The following is a 23,689-nucleotide window of genomic DNA, read 5'->3' as shown; positions in this document are numbered from 1 at the left end:
TCACGCCTGGGCGCACTCCACGTGGCCCCAGCCGGTGCCGTTCTTCGCGATCGTCGTGCCCGCCGCGTAGGACGTGCCGCACCGGCAGCGGCCCGGGTACTTGGCCTTCAGCGTCCCGCCCGCCTTGGCGGAACGGCGCTTCGGGGCGGCGGCCTTCGCCGCCCGCGCCGGGGCGTCCTCCGCCGTGGGCAGCGGAGAGCCGTGGGCGGTGCCCGCGGGGTTCTGGGTACGGGCGGACTGGGCGGCCGCCGCGTCGGCGGCGGCGTTGTAGGGGTCGCCGTCGACCTGGTGCGCGCGGACGTGGACCAGGCGGACGTCCCGGCCCGTGAGGCGGTCGTCGATGCTGCGTACCAGCTCCTGGTTGGCCACCGGCTTGCCCCCGGCGGTCTTCCAGCCGCGCCGCCGCCAGCCCGGCAGCCAGTCGGTGACCGCCTGCATCGCGTACGTGGAGTCCATCCGCACCTCCAGCGGCACGGCCGGGTCGGTGGCCTCCAGCAGCCGCAGCAGCGCGGTCAGTTCGGCGATGTTGTTGGTCGCCTTACCCAGCGGCCCGGCCTCCCAGCGCGCGACCGCGCCGTCCGGTCCGGCCACCACCCACGCCCACGCGGCCGGCCCCGGGTTCGGACTCGCGGCGCCGTCGCAGGCGGCGATGATCACGTCAGCCATACGGCCGATTCTTCCATCCCGGCGCTCCAGGGACTCCGGCGCCCGGCGGCCCCCTTCCCGCGCGAGGCCGGAGGACGCGGAGCGGTCGGGGAACCGTGAAACGCCCGCGCGCTACCCCGTGCCGGGCCCGCCGGTCACCCGCCGGATGGCTTCGAGCACGCGGGCCGCACCCGTCCTCGGTCTTCGTATGCGCCGCCGCCGTCGCCGCGGCCCGCGCGTACCCCGGCTCCCCCACGGCCCGGCTCAGGGCCCCGGCCAGCCGTTCGGCGGTGAGGTGCCGGAACGGGACCGGGTCGGTGGCGGCGCCCAGGGCGGCGAGGCGGGCCGCCCAGAACGGCTGGTCGGCGGTGACCGGGACGGGGACCGAGGGCACTTCGGCGCGCAGCGCGGCGGCCGACGTACCGGCACATGCGTGGTGGACCACCGCGGCCAGGCGCGGGAAGAGCAGGGCGTGGGGTACGTCGCCGACGGTGAGCACGTCGTCGCCGGGGCCGGCCACGGCGGTGAGCCCGGCGCTGGCCGCGCTGGAGGATGCCGCGCAGCCCCGCGCGGCGCAGCGCCCGTACCGCGATCTCGCCCAGCCGCTCCCCCTCGCCCGCCATGCTCCCGAATCCGACGAGGACGGGGGCGGGTCCGGCCCGCAGGAAGTCCGCCAGCTCCGGCGGCAGCGCTTCGGCCGGGTCGTACGCGGGCCACCAGGTGCCGACGGCCTTCAGGCCGGGACGCCAGTGGGCGGGGCGCGGCACCAGCGCGGTACTGAAGCCGTGCAGCACCGGCCAGTCCGCCTCCGTCCCCGCCGGGGGCGAGATCCCCACGGCCGTCCGGCATCTGGTGGCCCCCGCCGGCCTCGACGTGGTGACCGTCGCCGCGGTGACGCGGGAGGCGGGCATCTCGGTGGGGCTCGTCCAGGCGGTGTCCCGGCGCCCGGCACGGCCCGGCACCCGCGGCGGCACGCCGACCCGGCGGCGCCCGGCGGCCGGGCGCGGTGCCCGGCCGCCGGTCATGCGTACCGCGGATCTGTCACTCGAAGACGAACGGGCCCGGGTCCTGCGGGGTCGTGGCGTTGCACTCGGCCGTGATGCCGAGGACCGAGACCGTCAGGGACGTGGCCTCCAGCGAGTCGCCGGAGGCGACCGTGCCGGACAGCGGGCCGGTGTCGGCCGGGGCGCCGATCGGGATGGCCGGGTTGGAGCTGCCGGAGAACTCCACCGTGTCGGTGCCGTTCCTGGTGAGGGTGAGGGTGGAGGACGCGGAGTTCTCCGCGATGGGGATCGGGGCGGTGATGGCGTCGGTGGTGATGGTGAGGGTCGCGGCGGTGCCGTCCTGCGTGGCTTCGAGCGTCGCCTCGCCGGAGCCCCAGGTGCCGCAGTCGAATCCGAGGGTGGCGGTCTGCGGCTCCACCGCGATCGCGCTCGGGGCGGCCAGTAACATCGCGCCGGCGACCGCGGCACCGACGCCAAAGGCGGTGCGTGCGTTCTTCATGAGGTGCCTCTTCCTTGTGGGGGGTCGGGGTGGATCACCCCGGACACCTAGGAATTGAGGCAGCTCCTTCCGGTGAGAGCAAGACAGGCGACGCGACTTCGTTGTCATGGGCATCGCCTTTGCGCCATGGTTGTTACCGGTGGGTTAGCAGGAGTCCGGCAAGCGGGTCACGGACCCCCGTACTCCCCCCATCGGGACATCGGCGGCGAGGCGGTCGTACGGTACCGCACGCCGCCCCCGCACCCGGGCCCCGGACCGGCCGCCGTACCGCCGGAGCAGAGGGCCGCCCGTGCGCCGGGCCGCAGGCCGTGCGGGCGCACTGCCCACCGCCGCGCCCCCCGTGCCGGGCGGTGAGCCCCCCGGTGGGGTGATCCTCAGTGCCCCTGCTTTCGCGCCGTCGTTACCACCGAGGTGGGCGCCATGCACCCTGCCCCCGGGAAGGCGGCTTGTCCTCATGCAGCGCACCGACGCCGGCCCGGCGTGCTTTCCGCTGGCCGAGTTGCGGCACGCCGTCGACACCGGCATCGCCGCCTGGCTGGACCGCGGCGGTTCCGGTGCCGACGACCCCGACCTGCTGGCCACCGCGCAGCGGTGGGCGCTCAGCCCGCCCGGCAAGCTGCTGCGGCCGATCACCCTGCTCGCCGCCGCCGGTGCCGTCGGCGGCTCGTACGACGCGGTGATGCCCGCGGCCGTCGGCATCGAACTCGCCCACGTCGCGACTCTCGTCCACGACGACATCATCGACGGCGACGAGCTGCGCCGCGGAAAGGTCGCGGCGCACCGCGAGTTCGGCCTCGCCCACGGCGTGCTGGCGGCCGACTCGCTGTTCTTCGCCCTCTTCGAGCAGCTCGGCGCCTGCCGGCGCACCGGCGTGCCCGCGGGCTGCGTCGCCGACGCCGTCGAGGCCCTCGGCGCCGCCGGGCAGCAGACCGCGCGCGGCGTCGCGCACGAGGTCGCGCTCAGCGGCAGCCTGCGCGAGGTGACCGCGACCGCGGACGGGGGCATCGCCGCGTACGTGGAGATGGTCCGGCTGAAGAGCGCGTCGCTGTTCCGGGCCGCGTGCCAGGTGGGTGCGCTGCTCGGCGGGGCCGGTCCCGAACGGGCGGGGGTGCTCGCCGCGTACGGGGAGGCGATGGGGATCGCGTTCCAGATCCGGGACGACCTGCTGCCGTACGCCTCCGACGGCGACGGCGACGGCGACGAGGACGACGGCGCCGGCGACCGGCGCGCCGGGAAGCCCGTCAGCAGCGACCTCCGCAACCGCCGCCCGGCGCTGCCCGTCCTCCTCATCCACCGCCTCGGCGGGCGCGCCGAACGGGCCGCGCTCGCCGCACTCGTCGACGGCACGACGGACGAGCGCGCCCGCCAGCGGCAACTGGCGCGGCTCGCCCGCGACACCGGCGCGCTGCGGGCGGCCCAGAGCATGGCGCGCGCGTACGTCGAGCGCTGCCACCGGGCGCTCGCGCCCGTCCCCGCGGGCCCGGACCGCGACCGGCTGGCCTGGCTCGCCGACGAGGTCGCGGGCACCGCGTACGGCACCGCGTACGGCAAGGCGTACGCCGAGGGCCCCGGCGGTGACCGGCCGTGAACACCCCGTCCCCCGGGCCCTCTTCTCCCCTCCCCATGCCCCGCGGCGGCCCCGCCGCCGCCCGCTGGGACCGGCTCTACGAGACCGGCAGGGACGAGTACATCGACCGGCCCGACACCCCCGCCGCCGCCCGCCGCGTCCTGCGCGGGCTCGACCGGTTCCAGCGCCTCACCCTGGGCTACCGCACCTGCGCCCGCCTCACCGCCGCGGAGTTCGGCCCCGCCCGTCACCCCAGGGTCCTCGAACTCGGCGCCGGCTACGGGCGCCTGGCGTACCGCATCCTCCGCGCCCACCCCGCCGCCCGCGTCACCGCCAGCGACGTCAGCCCGCGGGTCGTCGCGGAGCTGCGCGCCGGGCCGCTGGGCCGGCATCCGCGGGCCCGGTGCGCGGTGGTCGACGCGACGGCGATCGACGCCCCGGCGGGCGCGTACGACGTGGCGGTGATGGCGATGTCGCTGCACCACCTGCCGCCCGAGGGGGTCGCGGCGCTGCTGCGCGAAGGGACGCGGGTGGCGCGGACGCTGCTGCTCGTGGACGGGTGGCGGCATCCGCTGTATCTGGCCTCGGTACCGCTGATGTTCCTGACCGGCGGGCCGGCCCAGGCGCACGACGGGCTGATCAGCCTGCGCAAGGTGTACAGCGCCGCGGCCGTCCGGACTCTGGCCGGGGTGTGCGGAGCGCCACTGAGGGTACACACTCGGTTCGCACTGCCGGGGTATCTCGTCGTCACCGCACGCCGGTCGGCGAGTGCCCCGGCGGTTGCTGTCCCGACCCGTCTCCGTACCCGAAAGTGAGCCGCAACGGATGTCCACGAGGACCCGGTTCCTTCCCGCACCACACGACGACAGCTTCGACGCGCACGGCACCGACACCGCCCGCTCGGCCATCGGCCGCTTCCGCAGCCCTCTGACGCGGATGCTGCTCGGCAGCGACGGCCTGACGACCACCCTGCTGGAGTCGTGGGCGGGCACACCGCTGCACGTCGGCGACGTCACACTGCGGTTCGTCGGCCCCGAGCGCGCCCCGCGCGGCGCGGCGGCCCTGCTCGGAACCGAAGGCGACATGCTCGTACGGCACTCGACGCTCACCGACGCCGAGGACCGGCTGTGGTCGTGGAACCAGACACTCGCGGGACCGGGCGGCGACCCCGCCCTGCGGCGCTGCCTCACCGACGCCTCGGCGCCGCTGGGCCCCGCGCTGCGGGCGGCGGGCTCCCGGCTGGAGCGCGCCGTCGTGCGCGCCGGAGTCACCCCGTGGCCGCCCGACCCGCGGGAGACGGCGGCGTTCCGGACCTACCGGCTGTGGGCCGGGGACGACGTGCTGGTCGCCATCCACGAGGTCTTCAACCCCGCGCACGTACCGGCCGGTCTGCGGGAGACGGCATGAGCGGCGCGACACGGGCACGGCGACGGGTGCGTACGCAGGTCGCCGTGGTGGGTGCGGGACCAGCCGGTCTGGTGCTGGCGAACGTCCTCTTACGAGCCGGCATCGAGGTCACCGTCGTGGAGCGCCGCTCGCGCGCCGAGGTCGAACGCCGGGCGCGGGCGGGCCTGGTGGAGCACCGGATCGTCGAGTACCTGCGCGCGCACGGCCTCGCCGGCCGGCTGCTCGCCGAGGGCACGCGGCACGGCTGGTGCGACTTCCTCTGCTCCGGCCGGCTGCTGCGCTTCGACTACGCCGCGCAGTCCGGGGGCGTACGGCACTGGGTGTACCCGCAGCAGCTCCTCGTCCGCGACCTCATCGCCGACCTGCTCGCGGCGGGCCACATCCCGGAGTTCTCCCTCCCGGCGACCCGCGTGCACGCCGGCGGCGACGGGCCCGCGCACGTGGAGTGCGCCGGGCTCGACATCGAGTGCGACTACGTCGTCGGCTGCGACGGCCCGCACGGCGTCACCCCGCAGGCGCTCCCGCCGGAGACCGCGCGCGGGGGCGGGCCGGGGGGCGCGCCGTCCGGCCCGCCCGGGACCGTGCCCGAGGGCGAGCTGGACGAGCGCTACCCGTACGACTGGCTCACCCTCCTCGCGGAGGTCGACCGCGGGGTGCCCGGTGTGGTGTACGCCGTGCACGAGGACGGCTTCGCGGGCGTCATGCCGCGTACGTCCCGGATCGCCCGGCTCTATCTGGAGATCCCCGCCGGCGACGCCACCGCCCGCTGGACCGCGGCCCGCGTCCACGAGCGGCTGCGCACCCGGCTGGTGGGCGCCGGCTCCGCGGTGCCGAAGATCGGGCGCATCGTGGAGACGGGTGTGCTGCGGATGCGCAGCAGCGTACGGCAGCGGTTCCAGCACGGACGGCTCTTCCTCGCCGGGGACGCGGCGCACGTGCTGACGCCCTCGGGGGCGAAGGGCATGAACCTCGCCGTCGCGGACGCCGCCGACCTGGCCGACGCGCTGATCCGCCGCTACCGCGACGGCGACGAGGCGCACCTGGCGGGCTACACGGCCCGCAGGCTCCCCGAGGTGCTGCGGACCCGGGACCTCGCGGCCGGGTTCCTGAACTTGCTGCACCCGCAGGGGCAGCACCCCGCCGACCGCCGCGCGGAGCTGGCGCTGCGGCTGGAGCGCCTGCGGGAGCTGGCCGAACCGGGTGCCGCGGGCGCGGCGTTCGCGCACTGGTACGTCGGCGCGGGCCCCGGCCTCCCCACCCACCACACCGTCGAACCCCGGGAGTCCACTCCATGAGTCTTGCGGTCCAGGCGCGGGCGTTGTACGGCTTCTCGCGCGGCAACCAGGCGCTGCTGAGCATCGCGCAGCCCCTGGTCGGCGCGCTCATGGCCACCGACCACCCCGCGCCGGGCCGCCTGGCGGTCGCCGTGCTCGCCACCGCCGCGGCGTTCTTCGCGGTCTTCGCGGCGAACGACCTGTTCGACGCCCGGCTCGACCGGCGCAGCGCGGCGCTGGCCCACACCCGCGCGGCCCCGGACATCGACAGCGCGGGCGGCCGGCACCCGCTGGCGCAGGGCAGGCTGCGCTTCGCGGCGGGGCTGGCGTGGGTGCTGCTGCTGGGCGGGGCCGCGCTGGCGGTGGCGGTGGCGCTGAGCTGGGTGTGCGGGGTGCTGTTCGTGTGCGCGGCCCTGCTGGAGGCGGCGTACTGCAAGCTGGCGACGGTCACGGCGTACAAGTTCCTGCTCAGCGGGGTGATGGTCGCGATCGGCGCCTGCGCGGGCTGGTTCGCCTTCTCCGACACCGTCGACCCGCTGCGCCTGGGGCTGCTGGCGGTGTGGATGGCGGCGTGGGAGATCGGCGGGCGGAACATCCCCAACGACCTCGCCGACGTCGACGAGGACACCCCGCTCGGCATCAGGACCGTCCCGATCGTCCACGGTCCGCGGGCCGCCGCCCGCCTCGCGGCGGCCCTGCTTCTGCTCTCCGCGGCGGCGGCCTGCGCGCTGGCCGCGGCGGCGTGGCCGTCGTACGGCGCGGTGGGCCTGACCCTCACGGCTCTCACCGCCCTCCCCACCGTCGTCCTCCCCGCCGTCCGCCTCCTGCGCCACCCCGACGGCCCGACGGCCCTCGCGGTCTTCAACCGCGCGTCGTTCCACCCGGTGGGGGTCCTGGCAGCCTTCGTCACAGGCGCCCTGATCCTCTGAAACCGGCCCTCGCCCGTCATCGGCCGGGTCACAGCCGGCGGAGGGTACGGACCCGCTGCTGGGCGTCGCTCACGGCCGCGCAGAGCCTGGTGCGGGCATGCTCCTGCTGCATCGCGGCCTCCATCAGCTCTGTCCTGGAGCCGGCCACGGGCGGCCTGAGTCCCGTGCCGAGGTAGGCGTCGCAGCGGACGACGACGTCCCGCAGTTCCGTGCGCAGCGCCCCGGACTGAGCGGCGTAGTCCTCCATCACGTTCCGCAGGGTGCGCAGGGGGTCGAAGTCGGCGGCCGTGCTGGGCTTCTGGGCGAACGTGCACAGCAGTTCGTGGATGCTCTTGAGATAGTCGTCGACGTCGTGCAAGTCCTTCGCGGCGTCGTCCGTGCGGCGCGTCCTCCTGATCCAGTCGAAGACCTTGCGGTTGTGGAGCACGGTGACGACGCCGAGGATGACCAGGCACGCGCTGCTGCAGATCGCCGTCGTGGTGCTGAGATTCATCGAACCGATCCGTTCGTCGGCGCACGCGGAACCGGCCCCCGTGAGGCCGGAACCGCGGGCGAGCGGGAGGGGGTGGCGGGCGGCGGGGCCGCGGGAGCTACGTGCTGAGGGCGAGGCGCCGGAGGATGCCCAGGTCGGTCACGACCAGCTCCCGGTACCCGCTGTCGACGGCCCCGTGATGGGTCCGCAGGTGGCGCAGCGCGTTTTCGACCGTCGAGATGCCGAGCAGAAGGGCGCGGGAGATATCGCGCTGCCGCAGCCCTTTGAGCATGATCCGGTCGGGATCGGCCGGATCCCGGGCGCCGGCGGTGTGGGCCAGGTGCACCAGGAGCGTGATCACGCGGGCGAGGGGCGTCCGGCGGGTCATGCCGTAGAGCCGCTCGTCGATGCGGTTGCGGTCCTCCAGGCTGCGCAGGAGCGCGAGTTGCATGGGTGGGTGCTGCTTGAGCAGGACGTTCATCCGCTGCGCGGTGCAGGGCATCACCCAGGTGGTGCTGACGCAGACCGTCTTCACCTGGGACCGGGGCTCGATGAGCTTGGCCTCGCCCAGGAACTCCCCGACGCTGCGGAACCGGGCGATCACGTCCTCCCCCTGCCCCATCGGGTAGCGCTCCTGGATGACGCAGCCGCCCAGGATGATGAAGCAGGTGCGGTCGTCCTCGCCGAGTGGAAGCCGGGTGCCGGACTCGAAGGTACGGGCGTCCGGCCCCCACGCCTGTATCAGCAACGGCCAGATGGCGCGGGGCAGGTGGTACAGAAAACTGCCCGGGGGCATGGGCTGACGCCCGGCGAGTACTCCGGAGGGGTTGAAGCCGTCGACCTTCGACGGAGGCGAACCCATCTCTACCCCTGGCCTCCCCGTCGGGCGGGAGCTCCCGCGTGATCGTCGGTCACCGCGGTGGCCGCGGCAGGAGGGTGGTGCGGGGGGCGAGGCGGCAGCGCAGTACGACGGCGCACCCGCGGGACGCGGGTGGCCTGCCCTGCGACGCCGTCCTGGACGGCGTGGTTCAAGGGTCCGAGCCTCCTTCAGTTCGGGGACGTAAAGTTGGTGGGTCCAGCACCTCCCCCCGCGCCTGTCCGAATGGTGAGTCCGGGTGCGGCACGGCGACGAGCGAGGCACTTACATTACCCCGTTCGGGGTGACGGGTCCCAGCGACGCCGGATCGTTTCTGTGGCATCACGGGGAATCCCCACCGGTGGGGACTGAGTTCTTCACCGCGACCGGTTGCACCGGGTGCCACCGGCGACGGGACATCGGCGGCGTATTGTTGAGCCGACAAGGTTTCGAAAATTCCCCGTGCCCGGCACCGGTATATCGGGCGGGTAAACGCCGCCGGAGATTATGGGCAAGGCCCCCCACGCACCGGAGGCCCCAGGGAACCACCCTGGAGCCTCCGGGAAGAGGTCTGGACCCACCAAGGCTCAGACCGACTGCCTATTTAACACCACGACGTGCAAGTGCAGCACCTCCGCTTCCCCCACCGGAAGGGGTTTCGGCACCCGGATCGACACACCGGGAAGCGCACCGAGCGTGATGGACTCCTCACGATACTTGCCCGCCCTGGGATAGTTTGCTGCGATTTATTTCCACGAAGAGGTCGCGCGAGTCCCGCCGGCCGGAATCACCACCTGCGATACACAGTTGCAAACAGTAACCACGCCTCCCGGCAGGTTCACAAGCGCACGAGGAGCGGCACCCGTTTCCCGCACCCCACAACCGGGTCGCCATGGCGAAAGTCGCGTGGCCGAGAATGCCCCGAGAAGGGTCCTGAATTACCTTCCGGAAACTGACAGTCAATGCCAGAAGAGCCTTGTCGACTAAGCGTGAGCCAATGGCCCACACATGCCCGCGCGTACGCTCCCCCGAGGGGACGTCAGTCCGCCCGCCCCGAAGGCCCGGGCACTGCATGCCGGAGCCGGGGCGGCCAGGAGGCCGGTTACCGTCGGAGATGCATCGCGCAGAGATCACCCGCAAGGAGCACCCCGTGGCGCTGTCGGACGGTCCCGTCGACGTCATGGAGCGGCATCAGGTCGCCGTCTATCTCGGTGCCCTGGCCGTCGGCGGGCTGCTCGGGTGGGGTGCGCCCGGGGCCGGGACCGGGCTGGAGCATGCCATCAGTCCCGTGCTCGGCGCCTTGCTCTACGTGACGTTCCTCCAGGTGCCCGCCGCGCACCTGCTCCGGTCCCTGCGCGCCGGGCGGTTCCTCGCCGCCGCGCTCGTCGTCAACTTCGCCGTCGTCCCGCTGGCCGTCGCGGCGATGTTCGCCTTCCTCCCCGACGAGCAGGCCATCCGCACGGGCGTCCTGCTCGTCCTGCTCACCCCCTGCATCGACTACGTGATCGTCTTCAGCGGTCTCGCCGGCGGCAGCAGCCGGCGGCTCCTGGCCGCGACGCCCCTGCTGCTCCTCGCGCAGATGGTCCTGCTGCCCGGCTACCTGTACCTCTTCCTGGGCTCCGACCTCGCCGGCATCGTCGAGGCCGGGCCGTTCGTGGAGGCGTTCGCCTTCCTGATCGCCGTCCCGCTCGCCCTCGCCTGGCTCACCCAGGCGTGGGCCGCCCGCCGGCCCGCGGGGCGGAAGGCCGCCGACGCCGTGGGCACCGCGATGGTGCCGCTGATGGCCGCGACCCTGGCGACCGTCGTCGCCTCCCAGGTGCCGAAGATCGAGGGCAGCGTCGGCGACGTGGCCCGCGTGGTGCCGTTCTACGTCCTCTTCCTCGCCGTGATGGCCTTCGCCGGCCTCGGCGTCGCCCGGCTCTTCCGCCTCGGCGTCCCCGACGGCCGCGCGATCGTCTTCACCGGCGCGACCCGGAACAGCCTCGTCGTCCTCCCCCTCGCCCTCGCGCTGCCGGACCGGCTCGCCGCCGCCGCGGTGGTGGTCGTCGCCCAGACCCTGGTCGAGGTCGCCGGGATGGTGATCTACGTACGCCTCGTCCCCCGGCTGCTGCCCGCGGCCCCCCGCCGGACCGCTTGAGCACGTCTGTTCTGTCCTGCATTGCGGGGAGGTAGGTTGGAGGGTAAGTCGCCCGAAGGGAGGCTGATGCGATGCCGTGGATCGTCTGGCTCCTCGCCGCCGCGGCACTCGGTGCCGCGGAGTTCTTCACCATGACGCTGGTCTTCGGACTGGTGGCGGGCGCCGCGCTGGTGGCCGCCGTGGTGGCCGGGGTGGGCGTCGGCGCTCTCGGCCAGTTCGTGGCCCTCGGGGCGGCGACGGCGGCGGGCCTCGTCCTCATACGTCCCGTGGCCCTGAAGCACATGGCACAGACCCCCCTCACCCGCGACGGCAGCGACGCGCTGCTCGGCAAGCGGGCCGAGGTCGTCCAGGAGGTCACCGCGACCCGGGGCCTGATAAGGCTCTCCGGCGAGGAATGGTCCGCCCGCGCCTTCGACGAGACCGCCGTGATCCCGGTCGGAGCGCTGGTGGAGGTGATGGAGATCGAGGGCGCCACCGCAGTCGTCTATCCCCGTGAACTCCTTCCATGAACCGCTGAAACACAGAGCCGAGGAGGCAGCGTGGACCCGGTCGTCATACCGATTCTCGTGGCGGCGCTCGTCGTCATCTTTCTGGTGAGCTCCAGCGTGCGGGTCGTCCCGCAGGCGCGCCGCTACAACATCGAGCGGTTCGGCCGGTACCGCCGGACGCTGCAGCCCGGCCTGAACTTCGTCGTGCCGGTCGCCGACCGCATCAACACCAAGCTGGACGTGCGCGAGCAGGTCTACTCCTCCGACCCCAGGCCGGTGATCACCGAGGACAACCTCGTGGTCAACATCGACACCGTGCTCTACTACCAGATCACGGACCCGCGGGCGGCGGCGTACGAGGTCTCCGACTACCTCCAGGCGATCGACCAGCTCACCGTCACCACGCTGCGGAACGTCATCGGCGGCATGGACCTGGAGGAGACGCTCACCTCCCGCGAGGAGATCAACGCCCGGCTCCGTACGGTCCTCGACGACGCCACCGGCAAGTGGGGCATCCGGGTCAACCGCGTGGAGATCAAGGCGATCGACCCGCCGCACAGCATCAAAGAGGCGATGGAGAAGCAGATGCGGGCCGAGCGCGACAAGCGTGCGGCCATCCTGCACGCCGAGGGTGAGCGGCAGGCCAAGATCCTCACCGCGGAGGGCACGAAGCAGAGCGACATCCTGGAGGCCCAGGGCACGCAGCAGGCCATGATCCTGCGCGCGGACGGCGAGGCACAGGCCGTGGAGCGCGTCTTCCAGGCCGTCCACCGCAACAACGCCGACCCGAAGATCCTGGCCTACAAGTACCTGGAGACGCTGCCGCACCTGGCGAACAGCGACAACAACACGTTCTGGGTGATCCCCGGCGAGCTGACCGAGGCGGTGCGCACGGTCACCACCGCCTTCGGCGACAAGTCGGCGGCGGGGCCGCCGGCCGCCGCGCAGCCGGCGCCGGAGGCGGAGGAGAAGCCGGCCGGGGGCGGGAACGGGACTCCGGAGCTGGAGGCCGCCGCGGCGCCCCCGCTCGATGCGGTGGCGGCGGCCGTCGAGGCCGCGAAAGAGGCCGACGCGGCGGTGAGCGAGGCCAAGGCGGAGGCGGAGGCGGCGAGTTCGACGCAGCCGCCGAAGACGAACCGGAAGAAGCCGGCCGCGGAGTGAGCGGGCGGGACGCGGATCGCGGCCGGACCGGGGGTCAGGCCGGGTAGGCGCGGGTCTGGGTCGCCTTGACGGCCGCCCAGACGGCGGCGCCCGGGTGGAGGTCGAGTTCCGCGGCGGCCGTGGTGGTCAGGTCGGCCGCCAGGGGGAGTTCGCCGGTGAGTTCCGCGCGGATCCGGTCCGCGTGGGTTTCGAGGCCGGCGACCGCGCAGCGCCAGAGGTTGCGCGCGCTGGAGCCGGTGGGACGGTCCCGGTGCAGGGTCACGGCGCTGGGCGGGAAGGCCACGAAGGCCGGTCCGGTGAGGTCGTCGGCGGTGGTGATCGACGGACCGTCGTCGAGGTCCACGGTGTGCCCGCGGGCCCGGCCCCGGTAGAGGTTGAGGCCCACGAGGTGGGCGATGTAGTCGGTGCGCGGGTGGCGCGCGATGTCGGTGGGGGCGCCCTCCTGCACGATGCGGCCGTCCTCGATGACCACGAGACGGTCGGCCAGCACCATCGCGTCCAGCGGGTCGTGGGTGACGAGCACGGCGACGGCCTCGAAGCCGGCGAGGTGGCGGCGGAGCCGGGCACGGACGTCGAGGCGGGTACGGGCGTCGAGGGCGGCGAGCGGTTCGTCGAGGAGCAGCAGCCGGGGGCGGGTGGCCAGGGCGCGGGCGAGTGCGACGCGCTGAGCCTGGCCGCCCGAGAGCCGGCGGGGCTTGGCGGCGGCATACTCCGCGAGGTCCATCCGCTCCAGCCACGCGGCGGCCTCGGCGCGCGCCTCGGCCTTGGTGGCACCGTGGCAGCGCGGCCCGAAGGCGACGTTGTCCAGCGCGCTGAGGTGCGGGAAGAGCAGATAGTCCTGGAAGACGACCCCGACCGGCCGGCCCTCCGGGGGCGTACGGTCCCACTCCGCGGCGTCCAGGCGCAGATGCCCGTCGGTGAGCGGGACGAGGCCGGCGAGGGCGCGCAGGGCGGTGGTCTTGCCGGCGCCGTTGGGGCCGAGGAGCGCGACGACGTCGCCGGGGCGTGCGCTGAGGGCGATGTCGAGCCGGAAGGCGCCGCGCTCGACGACGAGCCGGGCGTCGAGCCCTTCCGCTGCCGTGCCGGCGGGCCCCGATGCGCCTTCGTGGTCCGTGCGCGTCGATGCGTTTCCCCGGTCCGTGCGTGCCGATGCCGCTGCGGGGTCCGTGCGTGCCGGTTCCGCGGCGGGGCCCGTGCGTGCCGATGCGTCGCTCATGCCGAGGTCATCCATCGGTCCCGTAGCCCCGCCAGCACCGCCACCGACACGGCCAGCAGCACCAGGCTCAGCGCGATCGCCGCCTCCGGGTCGCTCTGCAGCGCGAGATAGACGGACAGCGGCATCGTCTGCGTACGCCCCGGAAAGTTGCCCGCGAACGTGATCGTGGCGCCGAACTCGCCCAGCGCCCGCGCCCACGCCAGCACCGCCCCGGCCGCGATGCCCGGCGCGACGAGCGGCAGGGTGACGCGGCGGAAGGCCGTGAAGCGGGAGGCGCCGAGGGTGGCGGCGGCCTCCTCGTAGCGGGGGTCCGCGGCCCGTAGCGTGCCCTCGACGGCGATGACGAGGAACGGCATCGCGACGAACGCCTCGGCGACCACCACGCCCGCGGTGGTGAACGGCAGGGTGACCCCGAACCAGTCGTCCAGCCACCGCCCCACGACCCCGTTGCGCCCCAGCGCCATCAGCAGAGCCACGCCCCCGACCACCGGCGGCAGCACCAACGGCAGCGTCACCAGCGCCCGTACGAGCCCGCGCCCCCGGAACTCCACGCGCGCCAGCAGCCACGCCAGCGGCACCCCGACGACCAGGCTCAGCGCCGTCGCCGCCGTCGCGCAGACCAGCGAGAGCCGCAGCGCCTGCCACACCTCGGTGCTGGTCAGCAGCTCCGGCATGCTGCTCCACGGGGCACGGAGCAGGAGGGCGAGGAGCGGGAGGACCAGGAAAACGAGCCCGAGCAGGGCCGGTACGAGCAGGGGCAGCGGCGCACCCGCGCCCACCCGGAGCCCGTTCCCGCGTGGCCCGCGGGATCTGTCGCCGCGAGGCCGGCGGAGCCCGTTCCCGCCTCGTCCGCGGAGCTTCCCGCCTCGCCCGCCGGGCCCGGTCCCGGTCGGGGCGGGCCGCCCGGGGCCGCCGGTCAGAAGGTCCGTCGCGCGGCGCCCGCCGCCCGTGGCGGAGGGAGGCGTCATGGCGTGAGGAACCCGGCCCCGGTCAGCGTCTTCTGCCCCTCGGCCGACCGCACCAGGTCGACGAACGCCCCGGCGGCGTCGGCGTTCGGCGCCTCCCTGAGCAGCGTGATCGGGTAGTCGTTGATCGCGTCGGCGGACTCGGGGAAGTCCACGCCCTCGACCTTGCCGCCGGCGGCCCGCACATCGGTCCGGTAGACGACCGCGGCGTCGGCCTCCTTCAGCACCACCTTGTTGAGGGCGGACTTGACGTCCTCCTCGTACGACACCGGGGTGAGCTTCAGCGCGCCGGCGTCCAGGGCCTTCCGCGCGGCGGCGCCGCAGGGCACCGCCTCGTCGCAGAGCACGACCTTCAGGCCGCCGCCGGTGAGGTCCTCCAGCGAGGCGATGCCCTCCGGGTTGCCGGGGAGGGTGGCGATCTCCAGCCGGTTGCGGGCGAAGGTCCCGGGGGTGCCCGCGGCGGCGCCGGCGTCCGCGACGATGTCCATGGTCGTGGAACTGGCGGAGGCGAAGACGTCGGCCGGGGCGCCGCCGGTGATGCTCGCGGCCAGGGCGTCGCTGCCGCCGAAGCTGAACGTCACCTCCGCAGCGGGGTGGTTCCTCTCGAACTGCTCGCCGAGCTTCTCGAAGCTCTCGGTGAGCGACGCGGCGGCGAAGACGGTGACCTCGCCGGACAGCTCGCCGGACGCGGAGCCGCCGGAGCGGGCGCCGCCGTCGTCGCCGGAACCCGAGCCGGAGCAGGCGCTCAGCGCCAGCAGAGCGGCGGCGGCCGTACCCGCCACCGGAATCGCGGGACGGTTGCTGCGGGTCCTCACAGGTCCACTCCCCCTGACGGCTACGGTCTCTCGACGACCACGTTCGTCGACTTGATCACTGCCACGGCCGGCACACCCGGCGCCAGCTCCAGTTCCTCCGCCGACTCCCGGCTGACCATGGACACCACCCGGAACGGCCCGGCCTGAATCTCCACCTGCGCCGAGACGTCCCCCATGTGCACGTCGGTGACGATCCCGGCGAAGCGGTTGCGGGCGGAGGACCCGGTGGACTCCCGCTCCGCCCGGCGCATCTCCCGGGCGTACGCGGCGAGCGCCGGCCCGGGAATGATCCTGCGCCCCGCCTCGTCGCGCTCGGCGGTCAGCTTTCCGGCGTCGACCAGCCGTCTGACGGTGTCGGCGCTGACACCGAGCAGGGCGGCGGCGTCTCCCATCCGGTACGTGTGCATGCACCGATGATAATGCCGCATCTGCGAAGGTAAGTCACTGATGGCTTCGCACAAGCCTACCGATCTGAGAAATCATCTAGCATGTGCGTTCTACGGCTCCTGCGAATACGGAGCACGCGGACCCGCATCTTGTGCTCCCCCAGACCACTGCGGAGCGCGCTACGTCAGCGGCATCGACCATCCGCGTGGACGGCGCCTGCCGGCTTCCGGCGCAGGGAGCTGACGGTCAGTCACAAGGGCGGCACTCGCCTGCGTTCCGGGCTAAAGGTGCTCCGCAGCTGTCCGCTTACATACTGTTTGCCTTGCCGAAGCGATCTCCCAGCTCTATGTACGTATCGAGGGCTTGGGTGTGCCCTTCGTGCGCCGCCCGATAGTCGCCGGTAAGCCGGCGGACGGCAGCCAACTCGTTGAGGGCATACGCCTGGTGAACCCGATCGCCAAGACTGGCATAGATGTTATACGCCTCCTGCTGCTGTCCAGCAGCCTGCCCGTACCGACCCATCAGGCAGTGAACCTGTCCCAGGTCGCGCAGTGCGTTGGCTTCACCATAGCTGTCTCCCAGCTCGCGATAGATAGCCAGCGCCTCGCCTTGGGCCTCGACAGCCGCGTCGAACCGGCTCGTCTGACGACGCACCATCCCAAGGTCTGCGAGCGCATTCGCCTGACCGAGTTTGTCACCTAGTTCCCTACAGATCTCCAGCGCCTCGCTTTGGGCCTGAGCAGCATCGTCGTTGTCCGCAGTCAGGTACCAGACGATACCCAGCTGGTTCAGAGCCGCTGCTTTGCCTCGGCGATCGCCGACATCGTCGTATAGGTCGACTGCGTCGGTCAGTGTCTGTGCTGCCTGCCGGTAGTTAGCCATGAACCGTTGTACGACACCGAGTTCGGTAAGAGCGTCAGCCTTCCCCCGGCGATCACCAGTGTTGTGGGCCGAGTTGGCCGCAACACGATGAACACCGACGGCCTGATCCCAGGGGCCAGCTTGGCGCAGGAAGGGCGCCATCGCTGCCGCGAGTTGAGTGACGATACTGTCGAGAGTCAGGTTACTGGCACGCTCGAAGCAGGCGAGAACGTTCGCGCGCTCATCCTCCAACCAGCCCAGGGCACGCGCTCGAGTGTCCAAATTCGGCAGCTCTGCCCGCTGCCCTCCTGCAGGGTTTGGCCGGGAGGGCGCGTCATCGGATGCATCGCGACGTGCAAGATGCTCATTTGCGCGGCTCAGGGCCGCAAGATAGTAGCGACTCACCCGTTCGACAGCCTGCACCTGATCCATTTCCTCCCCCTCGTCGGCGAGGGCCCGAGCGTAATCACGGAGCAGATCATGCAGTCGATAGCGGTTGCCCGGGTGCTCGTCGATCAGATGGTCGTCGTAGAGCGCGTCCAAATGGCGACGCGCCTGTACCACTGAAATGGTGTCCAGGGCCGCAGCGACGTATGCATCGATGTCCGTGCCTGGAAAGAGTCCGAGATTCCGAAAGAAGCGCTGCCGCTCGGCAGGCAGGTCGCGGTGGGAGAGCTCAAAGGTGGCATCTACAGCACGTTCGCCGGCACGCAGCTCTCCCAACCGGTCACGGGTTTGAGTCAACCGGTCACGAAGGTCTTCAACTTCCCATGTCGGGTGGTTTCGCAGACGTGCGGCTAGGAGGGAAATTCCCAGCGGAAGGTGGCCGCACAATGTCACCAACTCGGCTAGGACTGCCTGGTCGAGGCTCTCTTCCGGACGGCCGCTGAGACGGGTGAACAGGTCGATTGCGTAGCTTGCCGGCAACGCCTCCACGGACACGAGGACCTCCTCGTGCGCCGCCAGACGACGACGGCTGGTCACCAACACCAGGCAACCGCTGCCTCCGGGCAGCAACGGCTCCAACTGTCGATAGCTTGCTGCATTGTCGAGAATAAGCAGCACCTTGCGGTCCGCCAGTTGCCCACGCCACAGTGCCGCCCGTGCCTCGGTGACTGCCCCGACATCGTCCCCGACCGGTATCTGCTGCGTCGGTACTCCGGTAGCGGCCAGCAACGAAGCAAGAGCTTCGGATGGCTGGACGGGGCTTCGGCCGGGTGTGTGTCCGTTGAGATTGACGAAGAGTTGGCCGTCAGGGAACCGCTCGGCGAGCGCGTAACCTGCTTGCACGGCAAATGCCGTCTTGCCGACGCCGGGCATTCCATCGATGACGTGCACAGGGAGGGGGTCGGAAGCGCGCAGCGCGGTCTCGACTGCACGGATCAGGCGATCAAGTTCTGCGGTGCGGTTGGTGAAAGCGCCTGTAGGACGGGGCAGCGAACGCAGTACCAACGCGGCGCCGGCGAGACGTGAGGCAGCTTCCGGGCGGACGAGCGACTCGGTACCAACGCTTCCAGTGATCGCGCTGCCGGATGCGTCGCTAATCCCCGAGTGCAGCCAGCAGTGCCGTGAAGCCAACCATGACCGCCCCAAGGATCACGAATGACAACCAGGGATGGTCCTGTAACCAACCTAGCCACGAGGGCCACCGTTCGGTTTCCGACACCGCGTTGGTGACCAAACCGACCAGCAGAGTGATGGCGGCACCGCCACCTGCAACGACGCCCAGTCGTACCTCTCGACGGGATCTCATCGGCACATCGTCTCGGTCACGGCGCGCTGCTGATGAACACGGTCATGCTGTGGGTTCAAGTAAACCCCCCACGCAGCTAGCCCTCAAAGTTACAGACCTCTCCTGTCTCGCAACTGGCCTGCGGATAGGCGGTGGTCGGCAGTACTTCGATTCCGCATGGCAAATCTAGCGCGCGCCTTGCCGGTCTGGGAAGATCAGTCCGAGAGTCCGGTGGGTCAAGGCGGCCATAAATACGACGCATGAACGATCAAGCCGGCGCCGACCTCTCGAAGGGGCGGTTTCATGTGCTGCTCTGGCGAGGGGCGGCACCGAGGCCCGTGAACGATGCTCGAACGATCTTGCGGTGGCCCTGCGGTCGAAGTTCGACCTCGTTGGCAAGGCGTCGACGATGTTCATGACCTATGCCGTGGTCGTCCGTTGTTACGAGACGGCGCGGGTGCGCAGGTACGTCGTCGGGGTCGTGGACTCGCCCAGCAAGGGAAGCCTCGACGGTGACGTGTACCCGGAACTGGCGGCCCGGGAAGTCCCTGCATTAAGGGGTTGGTCACCGACTCGGAAGCGCACACTTGGAAGTCGTCCCTGCGATCGGCACAGCCAGCCTCAGCGATCGGCCCCGCGTCCACTGGGCTCCGACCACGCGCGTAGCACCAGCGCAACCTGTTCCGTGACAGCAGGGACCGGCACCGCCCACACCAGACTCTGAGCCGCAAGGGGGTTCACCGCCCTCGTGGGGCCCGTCAATGCCCCCGCTGAACCGCGCCACTTCTCCGCCCCTCAGATGACAGCCCTCACCTTCTTGGCGGGTGCCGCAACGTACTGCGGTGGGTGAGAAGCGTCCGGGGCGGCGGCCTCAGCGCCCAAGGTGTCCGTCTGCACGCGGTACCCGGCCTACTGCGGCCGAGGGCGACGAACTCTTACACGGACACCCTCACCGGGAGAGCGAGACTGGGAATCGCGATCCCTTGCCCGGACCTATGCCACGTTGCGTTCGCTCAGACCAGCAGGCCGCCGGTGGCGCGGAGGTTCTGGCCGGTGATCCACGCGGCGTCCGGGCCCGTCAGGAACGACACCACCGCGGCGATGTCCTGCGGGCTCCCCAGCCGCTGGAGTGCCGTCATGGCCGCCGTGCGGGTGAGGGCCTCCGGGGGGTTCGTGGCGCGCAGGAGGTCCGTTTCCGTGGCGCCGGGGGAGACGGTGTTGACCGTGATGCCGCGGGGGCCCAGTTCCCGGGCGGCGACCTGCGTGAACTGCTCCAGCACCGCCTTGCTCGCGCAGTACAGCGCGTGGCCCGGGGCCGGGACCACCGTGTTGAGGGTGGAGATGTTCACGATCCGGCCGCCGTCCGGCATCAGGGCCGCCGCCTCGCGCATCGCCAGCGCGCCGAACCGCGCGTTCGCCGTCAGCACCCGGTCGAACTCCTCCGCGGTCAGCTCCGCCAGCGGGATCCGCGGGTTGACCGCCGCGTTGTTGACCAGGATGTCGAGCCCGTCGTGGACCGGGGCGAAGGCGTGCGCGAGGGCGTCCGGTTGCTCCTGGTCGGCGCGGACCGCCTCCGTGCCCGGGACGTCGCGTACGACCTCGGCCGCCGCCGTCTCGTTCTCCTTGTACGTGAAGACCACCCGCGCGCCGTCGCGCGCCAGCCGGGTCACGATCGCCCGCCCGATGCCCCGCGAACCACCCGTCACCAGCGCCGTTTTACCGTTCAGCAGCATGCGCGGGACCCTATCCGGTGCCCCGCCGCCCGCGCGGAACGCTTAGTGGCCGACGACCTACGGCGCCGGGTGGGGAGCGGGCGGACCAGCGACGCGCAGGGCGCGGACTGCACCCGCACGGGGAGGGAGTGCACGCTCAGCACGGCGCCCCTCGTCCTCCCCCGGGGCCGCCGTGATCTGTTCCCCGGCGTCGCCAGGGGTTACAGTCGGGGCCGATCCGCGGCGACGGGAGGCACCCCGCAATGGCGACCCCGACTCCCTTTCCGCGCAGGCGGTTTCTGCTCGCGGGCGGGGCCACCGCCGCCGGACTCGTCCTGGCCGGGCCGGCCGGCGGCGCCGCTGCCGCCCCCGCCGCGCAGAGTCCCGAGGCCCTTCTCTACCACCGGCTCCTCCTGCGCCACACCCGCTGGGTCGAGACGCAGTGGGACGACGCCGCCGGCCGGTACCCGCTCGCCGACTTCGGCTTCGTCAGCGTCCTCGGCAACGCGGTGCTGCTCACCCACGGCACGTACGACGCGGACCTCGCCGGCGTCGACCGCGAGACCCTCGCCGACCACACCCTGCGGACCATCCGGCACTTCGCCGCCACCAACTTCTGGGCCACCGGCGCGACCTGGGGCGGCGGCGGTTACGAGTGGGGCGGGCGGGTGTTCTGGGACGGGACGTTCGAGTCGTACTTCGTCGCCGCCGCCCGGCTGCTCTGGGACGACCTCGACGCCGCCACCCGCGCGCACGTCGACGCCGTCGCCGTCGGCGGCGCGCAGTACGTCGCGGGCCTCGGCGCCGGTGAGGACCCGCGCAGCGGCGGGTGGTCGTCCAACGGACTCACCGGCGGGCACCGGGGGGACTCGAAGATCGAGGAGATGGGCGCGAAGTCCATGCCGCTGGCCACGGGGCTCGCGTACCACCCGGACCACCCGGACGCCGGCGCCTGGCGGGAGTGGCTGACCAGGTGGCTCTCGAACATGACCGGCCTGCCCTCCGCGGACCGCGAGAACGACACCCTGCTCGACGGCCGTCCGGTGTCCGAATGGAACACGGCGCAGAACATGTACGAGAGCCACGTGGTGGAGAACCACGGCACCTACGCGCCCATGTACCAGCAGTCCACCGGCGCGTACCCCGGACGCAACGCCCTCCACTTCCTCATCGCCGGCGCCCCGCTGCCCGACGTCCTCGTCGCACAGCCCAACGCCGCCGGCCTCTGGCACACGATGACCCACCTCGGCACCGCCGCCGGGCTGTCCTCGCACCCCATGGTCAACGACCGCTACCACCTCTACGGCCGCGACGTGCTCCCCCTGACCTGGCGCCGGATGGGTCAGGCCGACCCGTATGCCGCCCGCTCCGAGCGGATGCTCGCCGCGCACCTGGAGCCGTATCTGGCGTACCCGCCGGAGAACCGGCTGACGAAGTTCAGCGGGGAGCCGAAGTACGAGCCGGAGGCGCGCGCGGAGGTGGCGACCGCATATCTGCTGCACGCCTGGCGCGACCGCCTGCACGGCGACGTCCGGCCGGTGAGCGAGCCCCGTTACTGGGCGCACGTGACCGGGGCGACGGACTACGGCGCCGAAGTCGGCCTGGTCGCCCACCAGTCGGCGCGGGCACTGGCGATGGCGGTGAGCAAGGCGGGGCACGTGAAGTTCGCGTTCCTGCCCGGGCACGACGACTGGCTCTTCGACGTCACCGGCGCCGCGCCCGCGTTCCTGCCGGGCACCGGGCTCGCGGTCACGGGCCGCAGCGTCGCCCGCTACACGCGGGCCGGCGACGGCTTCGACGGCTCGGCCACGGTGCTGCGCTTCGCGGCGGGCGCCGCCGGCTACGCGACGCTGCCCACCGGCGCGGTCGTGTACGCCACGTCCGGCCTCGCCGCCGACGAGGGGCGGCTGCGGCTGCACACGCTGGACATGCCGGGCGTACCCGGCCTCGACGGCGACCGTACGTTCCACGGCCCGGGCGGCTCCGTCACCCTGACGCCCGACGGCGGCGACGGCGGGGCGGACGAGGTGCGCTTCCCGGCCGTCACGGCGCGGCACATACGGATACTCGGCGCCCGGCCCGCGACGCAGTACGGCTACTCCCTCTGGCACGTCGAGGCGTACGCCCCCGGTGCCGAGCCCGGCCCCGGCACCGACCTGGCCCGCGGCCGTCCCGTCACCGCGTCGTCGGCCGACCCCGCGTACCCGCCGGGGAACGCCACGGACGGCGACTCCGCCACCCGCTGGGCGGTGTCCCGGGAGGAGCGTTCGCGGGCGGATAGCTGGCTGGCGGTGGACCTGGGTGCGGAGCACCGGGTGGACCGGGTGCGGCTGGGGTGGGAGTCGGCGTACGGCGCGGAGTACCGGGTGCAGGTGTCCGCCGACGGCACCGACTGGCGGGACGCGGCGGCGGTGCCGCCGGCCCACTCCTTCGCGGGGAACTGGCTGAACGTCGAGGACCGGGCCGGTTTCGTCGTCCACGGCACGAGCACCCCGATCCGCGTGACGGCCACGTCCGTCACCCTCGCCCCCGGCGCGCCCGCGCCCCTGACGGTCGTGGCCTACCCCGCCCAGCGCGCCCCCCGCACCCGCGCCCTGGCCGCCGCCGCGCCGCCGGCCACCGACACCCCGGGCGTGTCCGCCGCGCTCGCGGACGGCTACCTCGCCGTCTTCAACCTCTCGGACGCGGAGGTGCGGACGCGGGTGCGCACCGCCGACCGCACCGCGACCGTCGACCTGCCCGCCGCGGCGGCCACGATCCTGCCGCCCGAAGGCGCCGCGTAGGGCGGACCGCGGGTGGTGAGCACGGAACAACCGCCGCCGTCACGGAAGTTGACGCGCATACCGTCCGGGGGGTTGGCTACCGGGGTGTCCGATCTCCGCTTCATGCAGCCCGCTGACGACGACGCGCTGCGGGACTGGCTCCACGTCCACAACGTGACCATCCCCACCACTCAGTTGTCCCTGGACGACGTGCGGGACCGCGCACGTCGTCACCACCTGGAGGTCGCCTACCTCGGCGGCGCCCTCGCCGGCTCCAGCACCGTGCGCCCGCCCGGGGACGACACCCGCACCGCCATCGTCATCGCCCGTGTCCTGGCCGACTACCGCCGCAAGGGCATCGGCTCGGAGCTGCTGGTGCGCGGACTGTACAAGGCGTGGGAGCTGGGCGCGGAGCAGGTCGAGACCGTGGTGCTGTCGTCGAACGACAGCGGGCTGCAGTTCGCGCGCAAGCACGGCTTCGTCGAGAAGGAGCGCTACGTGCTGCCGGGCGAGACCGTCCCCTGGATCGACATGAGGCTGGCCCGCTAGGCACACCGGGCAGTCGTCACCGGACGGCCGCTGGCTGGCCGCCAACGTGACCCGACGCCGACGGCTACGGCGGGGAGACGCGGATCTTCCGGATCGGTATGCCCACCGAGCCGCCGGCCGGCCTCCTCGGGTGACGTCGGCGTGGACGTCCCCCGCCACCCACTCCCGGGAAGCGGGCCTCTCCCACGCCGCCGTGACCTGGGGCAGCGCACACCCAGAGCTGTTCACGGACCCCGCACCCACCTCCCGGC

General features: G+C 72.7%; 20 protein-coding genes and 1 pseudogene. 10 read left to right on the top strand and 11 right to left on the bottom strand.

Features of this window, described 5'->3' with window-relative positions; genetic code table 11:
- The 3 genes and pseudogenes from I003_RS0124495 to I003_RS0124485 form a co-directional block, all read right to left on the bottom strand.
- Complete coding sequence (locus I003_RS0124495) at positions 1-666, bottom strand: ribonuclease H family protein (protein WP_027773932.1); 666 nt, start codon at positions 664-666, stop codon at positions 1-3.
- A gap of 111 nt (positions 667-777) precedes the next feature.
- Positions 778-1,451 (bottom strand): annotated as a pseudogene (locus I003_RS37040) (glycosyltransferase); the annotation flags it as partial.
- Between the two features lie 235 nt (positions 1,452-1,686).
- A complete protein-coding gene (locus I003_RS0124485; protein WP_027773930.1) occupies positions 1,687-2,148 on the bottom strand; it encodes a hypothetical protein in 462 nt (153 codons plus the stop codon).
- A 454-nt stretch (positions 2,149-2,602) separates the two neighbouring features.
- On the opposite strand from I003_RS0124485, the gene I003_RS33065 reads away from it, so the two are divergent.
- From I003_RS33065 to I003_RS0124460, 5 genes are read left to right on the top strand one after another with little or no spacing between them, the layout of a single operon-like run.
- Positions 2,603-3,736 carry a polyprenyl synthetase family protein gene (locus I003_RS33065; protein ID WP_051368443.1) on the top strand — a complete coding sequence of 378 codons (1,134 nt, stop codon included), beginning with the start codon at positions 2,603-2,605 and terminating at the stop codon, positions 3,734-3,736.
- Positions 3,737-3,771: 35 nt separating this feature from the next.
- Entirely contained in the window at positions 3,772-4,530 is a 759-nt protein-coding gene (locus I003_RS0124475) for a class I SAM-dependent methyltransferase (protein ID WP_051368441.1), read from the top strand.
- A 10-nt stretch (positions 4,531-4,540) separates the two neighbouring features.
- Entirely contained in the window at positions 4,541-5,122 is a 582-nt protein-coding gene (locus I003_RS0124470) for a hypothetical protein (RefSeq protein WP_027773928.1), read from the top strand.
- Positions 5,119-6,417 carry an FAD-dependent monooxygenase gene (locus tag I003_RS33060; protein WP_051368439.1) on the top strand — a complete coding sequence of 433 codons (1,299 nt, stop codon included), beginning with the start codon at positions 5,119-5,121 and terminating at the stop codon, positions 6,415-6,417. The genes I003_RS0124470 and I003_RS33060 overlap by 4 nt, the downstream gene beginning before the upstream one ends.
- Positions 6,414-7,325: a UbiA family prenyltransferase gene (locus I003_RS0124460; RefSeq protein ID WP_486584364.1), complete on the top strand. Its 912-nt coding sequence runs from the start codon at positions 6,414-6,416 to the stop codon at positions 7,323-7,325. The genes I003_RS33060 and I003_RS0124460 overlap by 4 nt, the downstream gene beginning before the upstream one ends.
- Positions 7,326-7,353: 28 nt before the next feature.
- Here I003_RS0124460 and I003_RS0124455 read toward each other — a convergent pair whose 3' ends face one another.
- Both I003_RS0124455 and I003_RS0124450 read right to left on the bottom strand, forming a co-directional pair.
- Positions 7,354-7,818 (bottom strand): hypothetical protein, encoded by a 465-nt coding sequence (locus I003_RS0124455; RefSeq protein ID WP_027773926.1) that lies wholly within the window; start codon positions 7,816-7,818, stop codon positions 7,354-7,356.
- 97 nt (positions 7,819-7,915) lie between these two features.
- Positions 7,916-8,659 carry a Crp/Fnr family transcriptional regulator gene (locus I003_RS0124450; protein ID WP_027773925.1) on the bottom strand — a complete coding sequence of 248 codons (744 nt, stop codon included), beginning with the start codon at positions 8,657-8,659 and terminating at the stop codon, positions 7,916-7,918.
- Between the two features lie 1,108 nt (positions 8,660-9,767).
- On the opposite strand from I003_RS0124450, the gene I003_RS0124445 reads away from it, so the two are divergent.
- The 3 genes from I003_RS0124445 (at position 9,768) to I003_RS0124435 (ending at position 12,439) form a co-directional block, all read left to right on the top strand.
- Complete coding sequence (locus I003_RS0124445; protein WP_051368437.1) at positions 9,768-10,790, top strand: bile acid:sodium symporter; 1,023 nt, start codon at positions 9,768-9,770, stop codon at positions 10,788-10,790.
- Between the two features lie 71 nt (positions 10,791-10,861).
- Complete coding sequence (locus I003_RS0124440) at positions 10,862-11,299, top strand: NfeD family protein (RefSeq protein WP_027773923.1); 438 nt, start codon at positions 10,862-10,864, stop codon at positions 11,297-11,299.
- Positions 11,300-11,329: 30 nt separating this feature from the next.
- Entirely contained in the window at positions 11,330-12,439 is a 1,110-nt protein-coding gene (locus I003_RS0124435; RefSeq protein WP_027773922.1) for an SPFH domain-containing protein, read from the top strand.
- A gap of 34 nt (positions 12,440-12,473) precedes the next feature.
- On the opposite strand, the gene I003_RS37035 is transcribed toward I003_RS0124435, so the two are convergent.
- The 6 genes from I003_RS37035 to I003_RS0124395 form a co-directional block, all read right to left on the bottom strand.
- Positions 12,474-13,655, bottom strand: a complete 1,182-nt coding sequence (locus I003_RS37035) for an ABC transporter ATP-binding protein (RefSeq protein ID WP_486584363.1) — start codon at positions 13,653-13,655, stop codon at positions 12,474-12,476.
- Positions 13,652-14,623: a molybdate ABC transporter permease subunit gene (modB, locus tag I003_RS37030; protein WP_027773921.1), complete on the bottom strand. Its 972-nt coding sequence runs from the start codon at positions 14,621-14,623 to the stop codon at positions 13,652-13,654. Before modB ends, I003_RS37035 begins: the two co-directional genes overlap by 4 nt.
- Positions 14,620-15,435: a molybdate ABC transporter substrate-binding protein gene (gene modA, locus I003_RS0124420; RefSeq protein ID WP_027773920.1), complete on the bottom strand. Its 816-nt coding sequence runs from the start codon at positions 15,433-15,435 to the stop codon at positions 14,620-14,622. The genes modB and modA overlap by 4 nt, the downstream gene beginning before the upstream one ends.
- A 20-nt stretch (positions 15,436-15,455) precedes the next feature.
- Positions 15,456-15,842 (bottom strand): TOBE domain-containing protein, encoded by a 387-nt coding sequence (locus I003_RS0124415; protein WP_027773919.1) that lies wholly within the window; start codon positions 15,840-15,842, stop codon positions 15,456-15,458.
- A 286-nt stretch (positions 15,843-16,128) separates the two neighbouring features.
- On the bottom strand, positions 16,129-18,261 hold the full coding sequence (gene haaT / locus I003_RS35140) for a cyclophane-containing RiPP biosynthesis TPR protein HaaT (RefSeq protein ID WP_486584362.1): 2,133 nt from the start codon (positions 18,259-18,261) through the stop codon (positions 16,129-16,131).
- Positions 18,262-19,428: 1,167 nt separating this feature from the next.
- Positions 19,429-20,148, bottom strand: coding sequence for an SDR family oxidoreductase (locus I003_RS0124395; RefSeq protein ID WP_027773915.1), 720 nt, complete (start codon positions 20,146-20,148; stop codon positions 19,429-19,431).
- A 242-nt stretch (positions 20,149-20,390) separates the two neighbouring features.
- Between I003_RS0124395 and I003_RS0124390 the strand changes: the two genes are divergently transcribed.
- Together I003_RS0124390 and I003_RS0124385 are read left to right on the top strand one after the other, a co-directional pair.
- A complete protein-coding gene (locus I003_RS0124390; RefSeq protein ID WP_027773914.1) occupies positions 20,391-22,910 on the top strand; it encodes a discoidin domain-containing protein in 2,520 nt (839 codons plus the stop codon).
- Between the two features lie 84 nt (positions 22,911-22,994).
- On the top strand, positions 22,995-23,438 hold the full coding sequence (locus tag I003_RS0124385) for a GNAT family N-acetyltransferase (RefSeq protein WP_027773913.1): 444 nt from the start codon (positions 22,995-22,997) through the stop codon (positions 23,436-23,438).
- Positions 23,439-23,689: the final 251 nt, after the last annotated feature.

Source organism: Streptomyces sp. CNQ329, assembly GCF_000482585.1.
The sequence above is the reverse complement of the archived record's forward strand: the minus strand, read 5'-3'. Positions and strand labels throughout refer to the sequence as shown.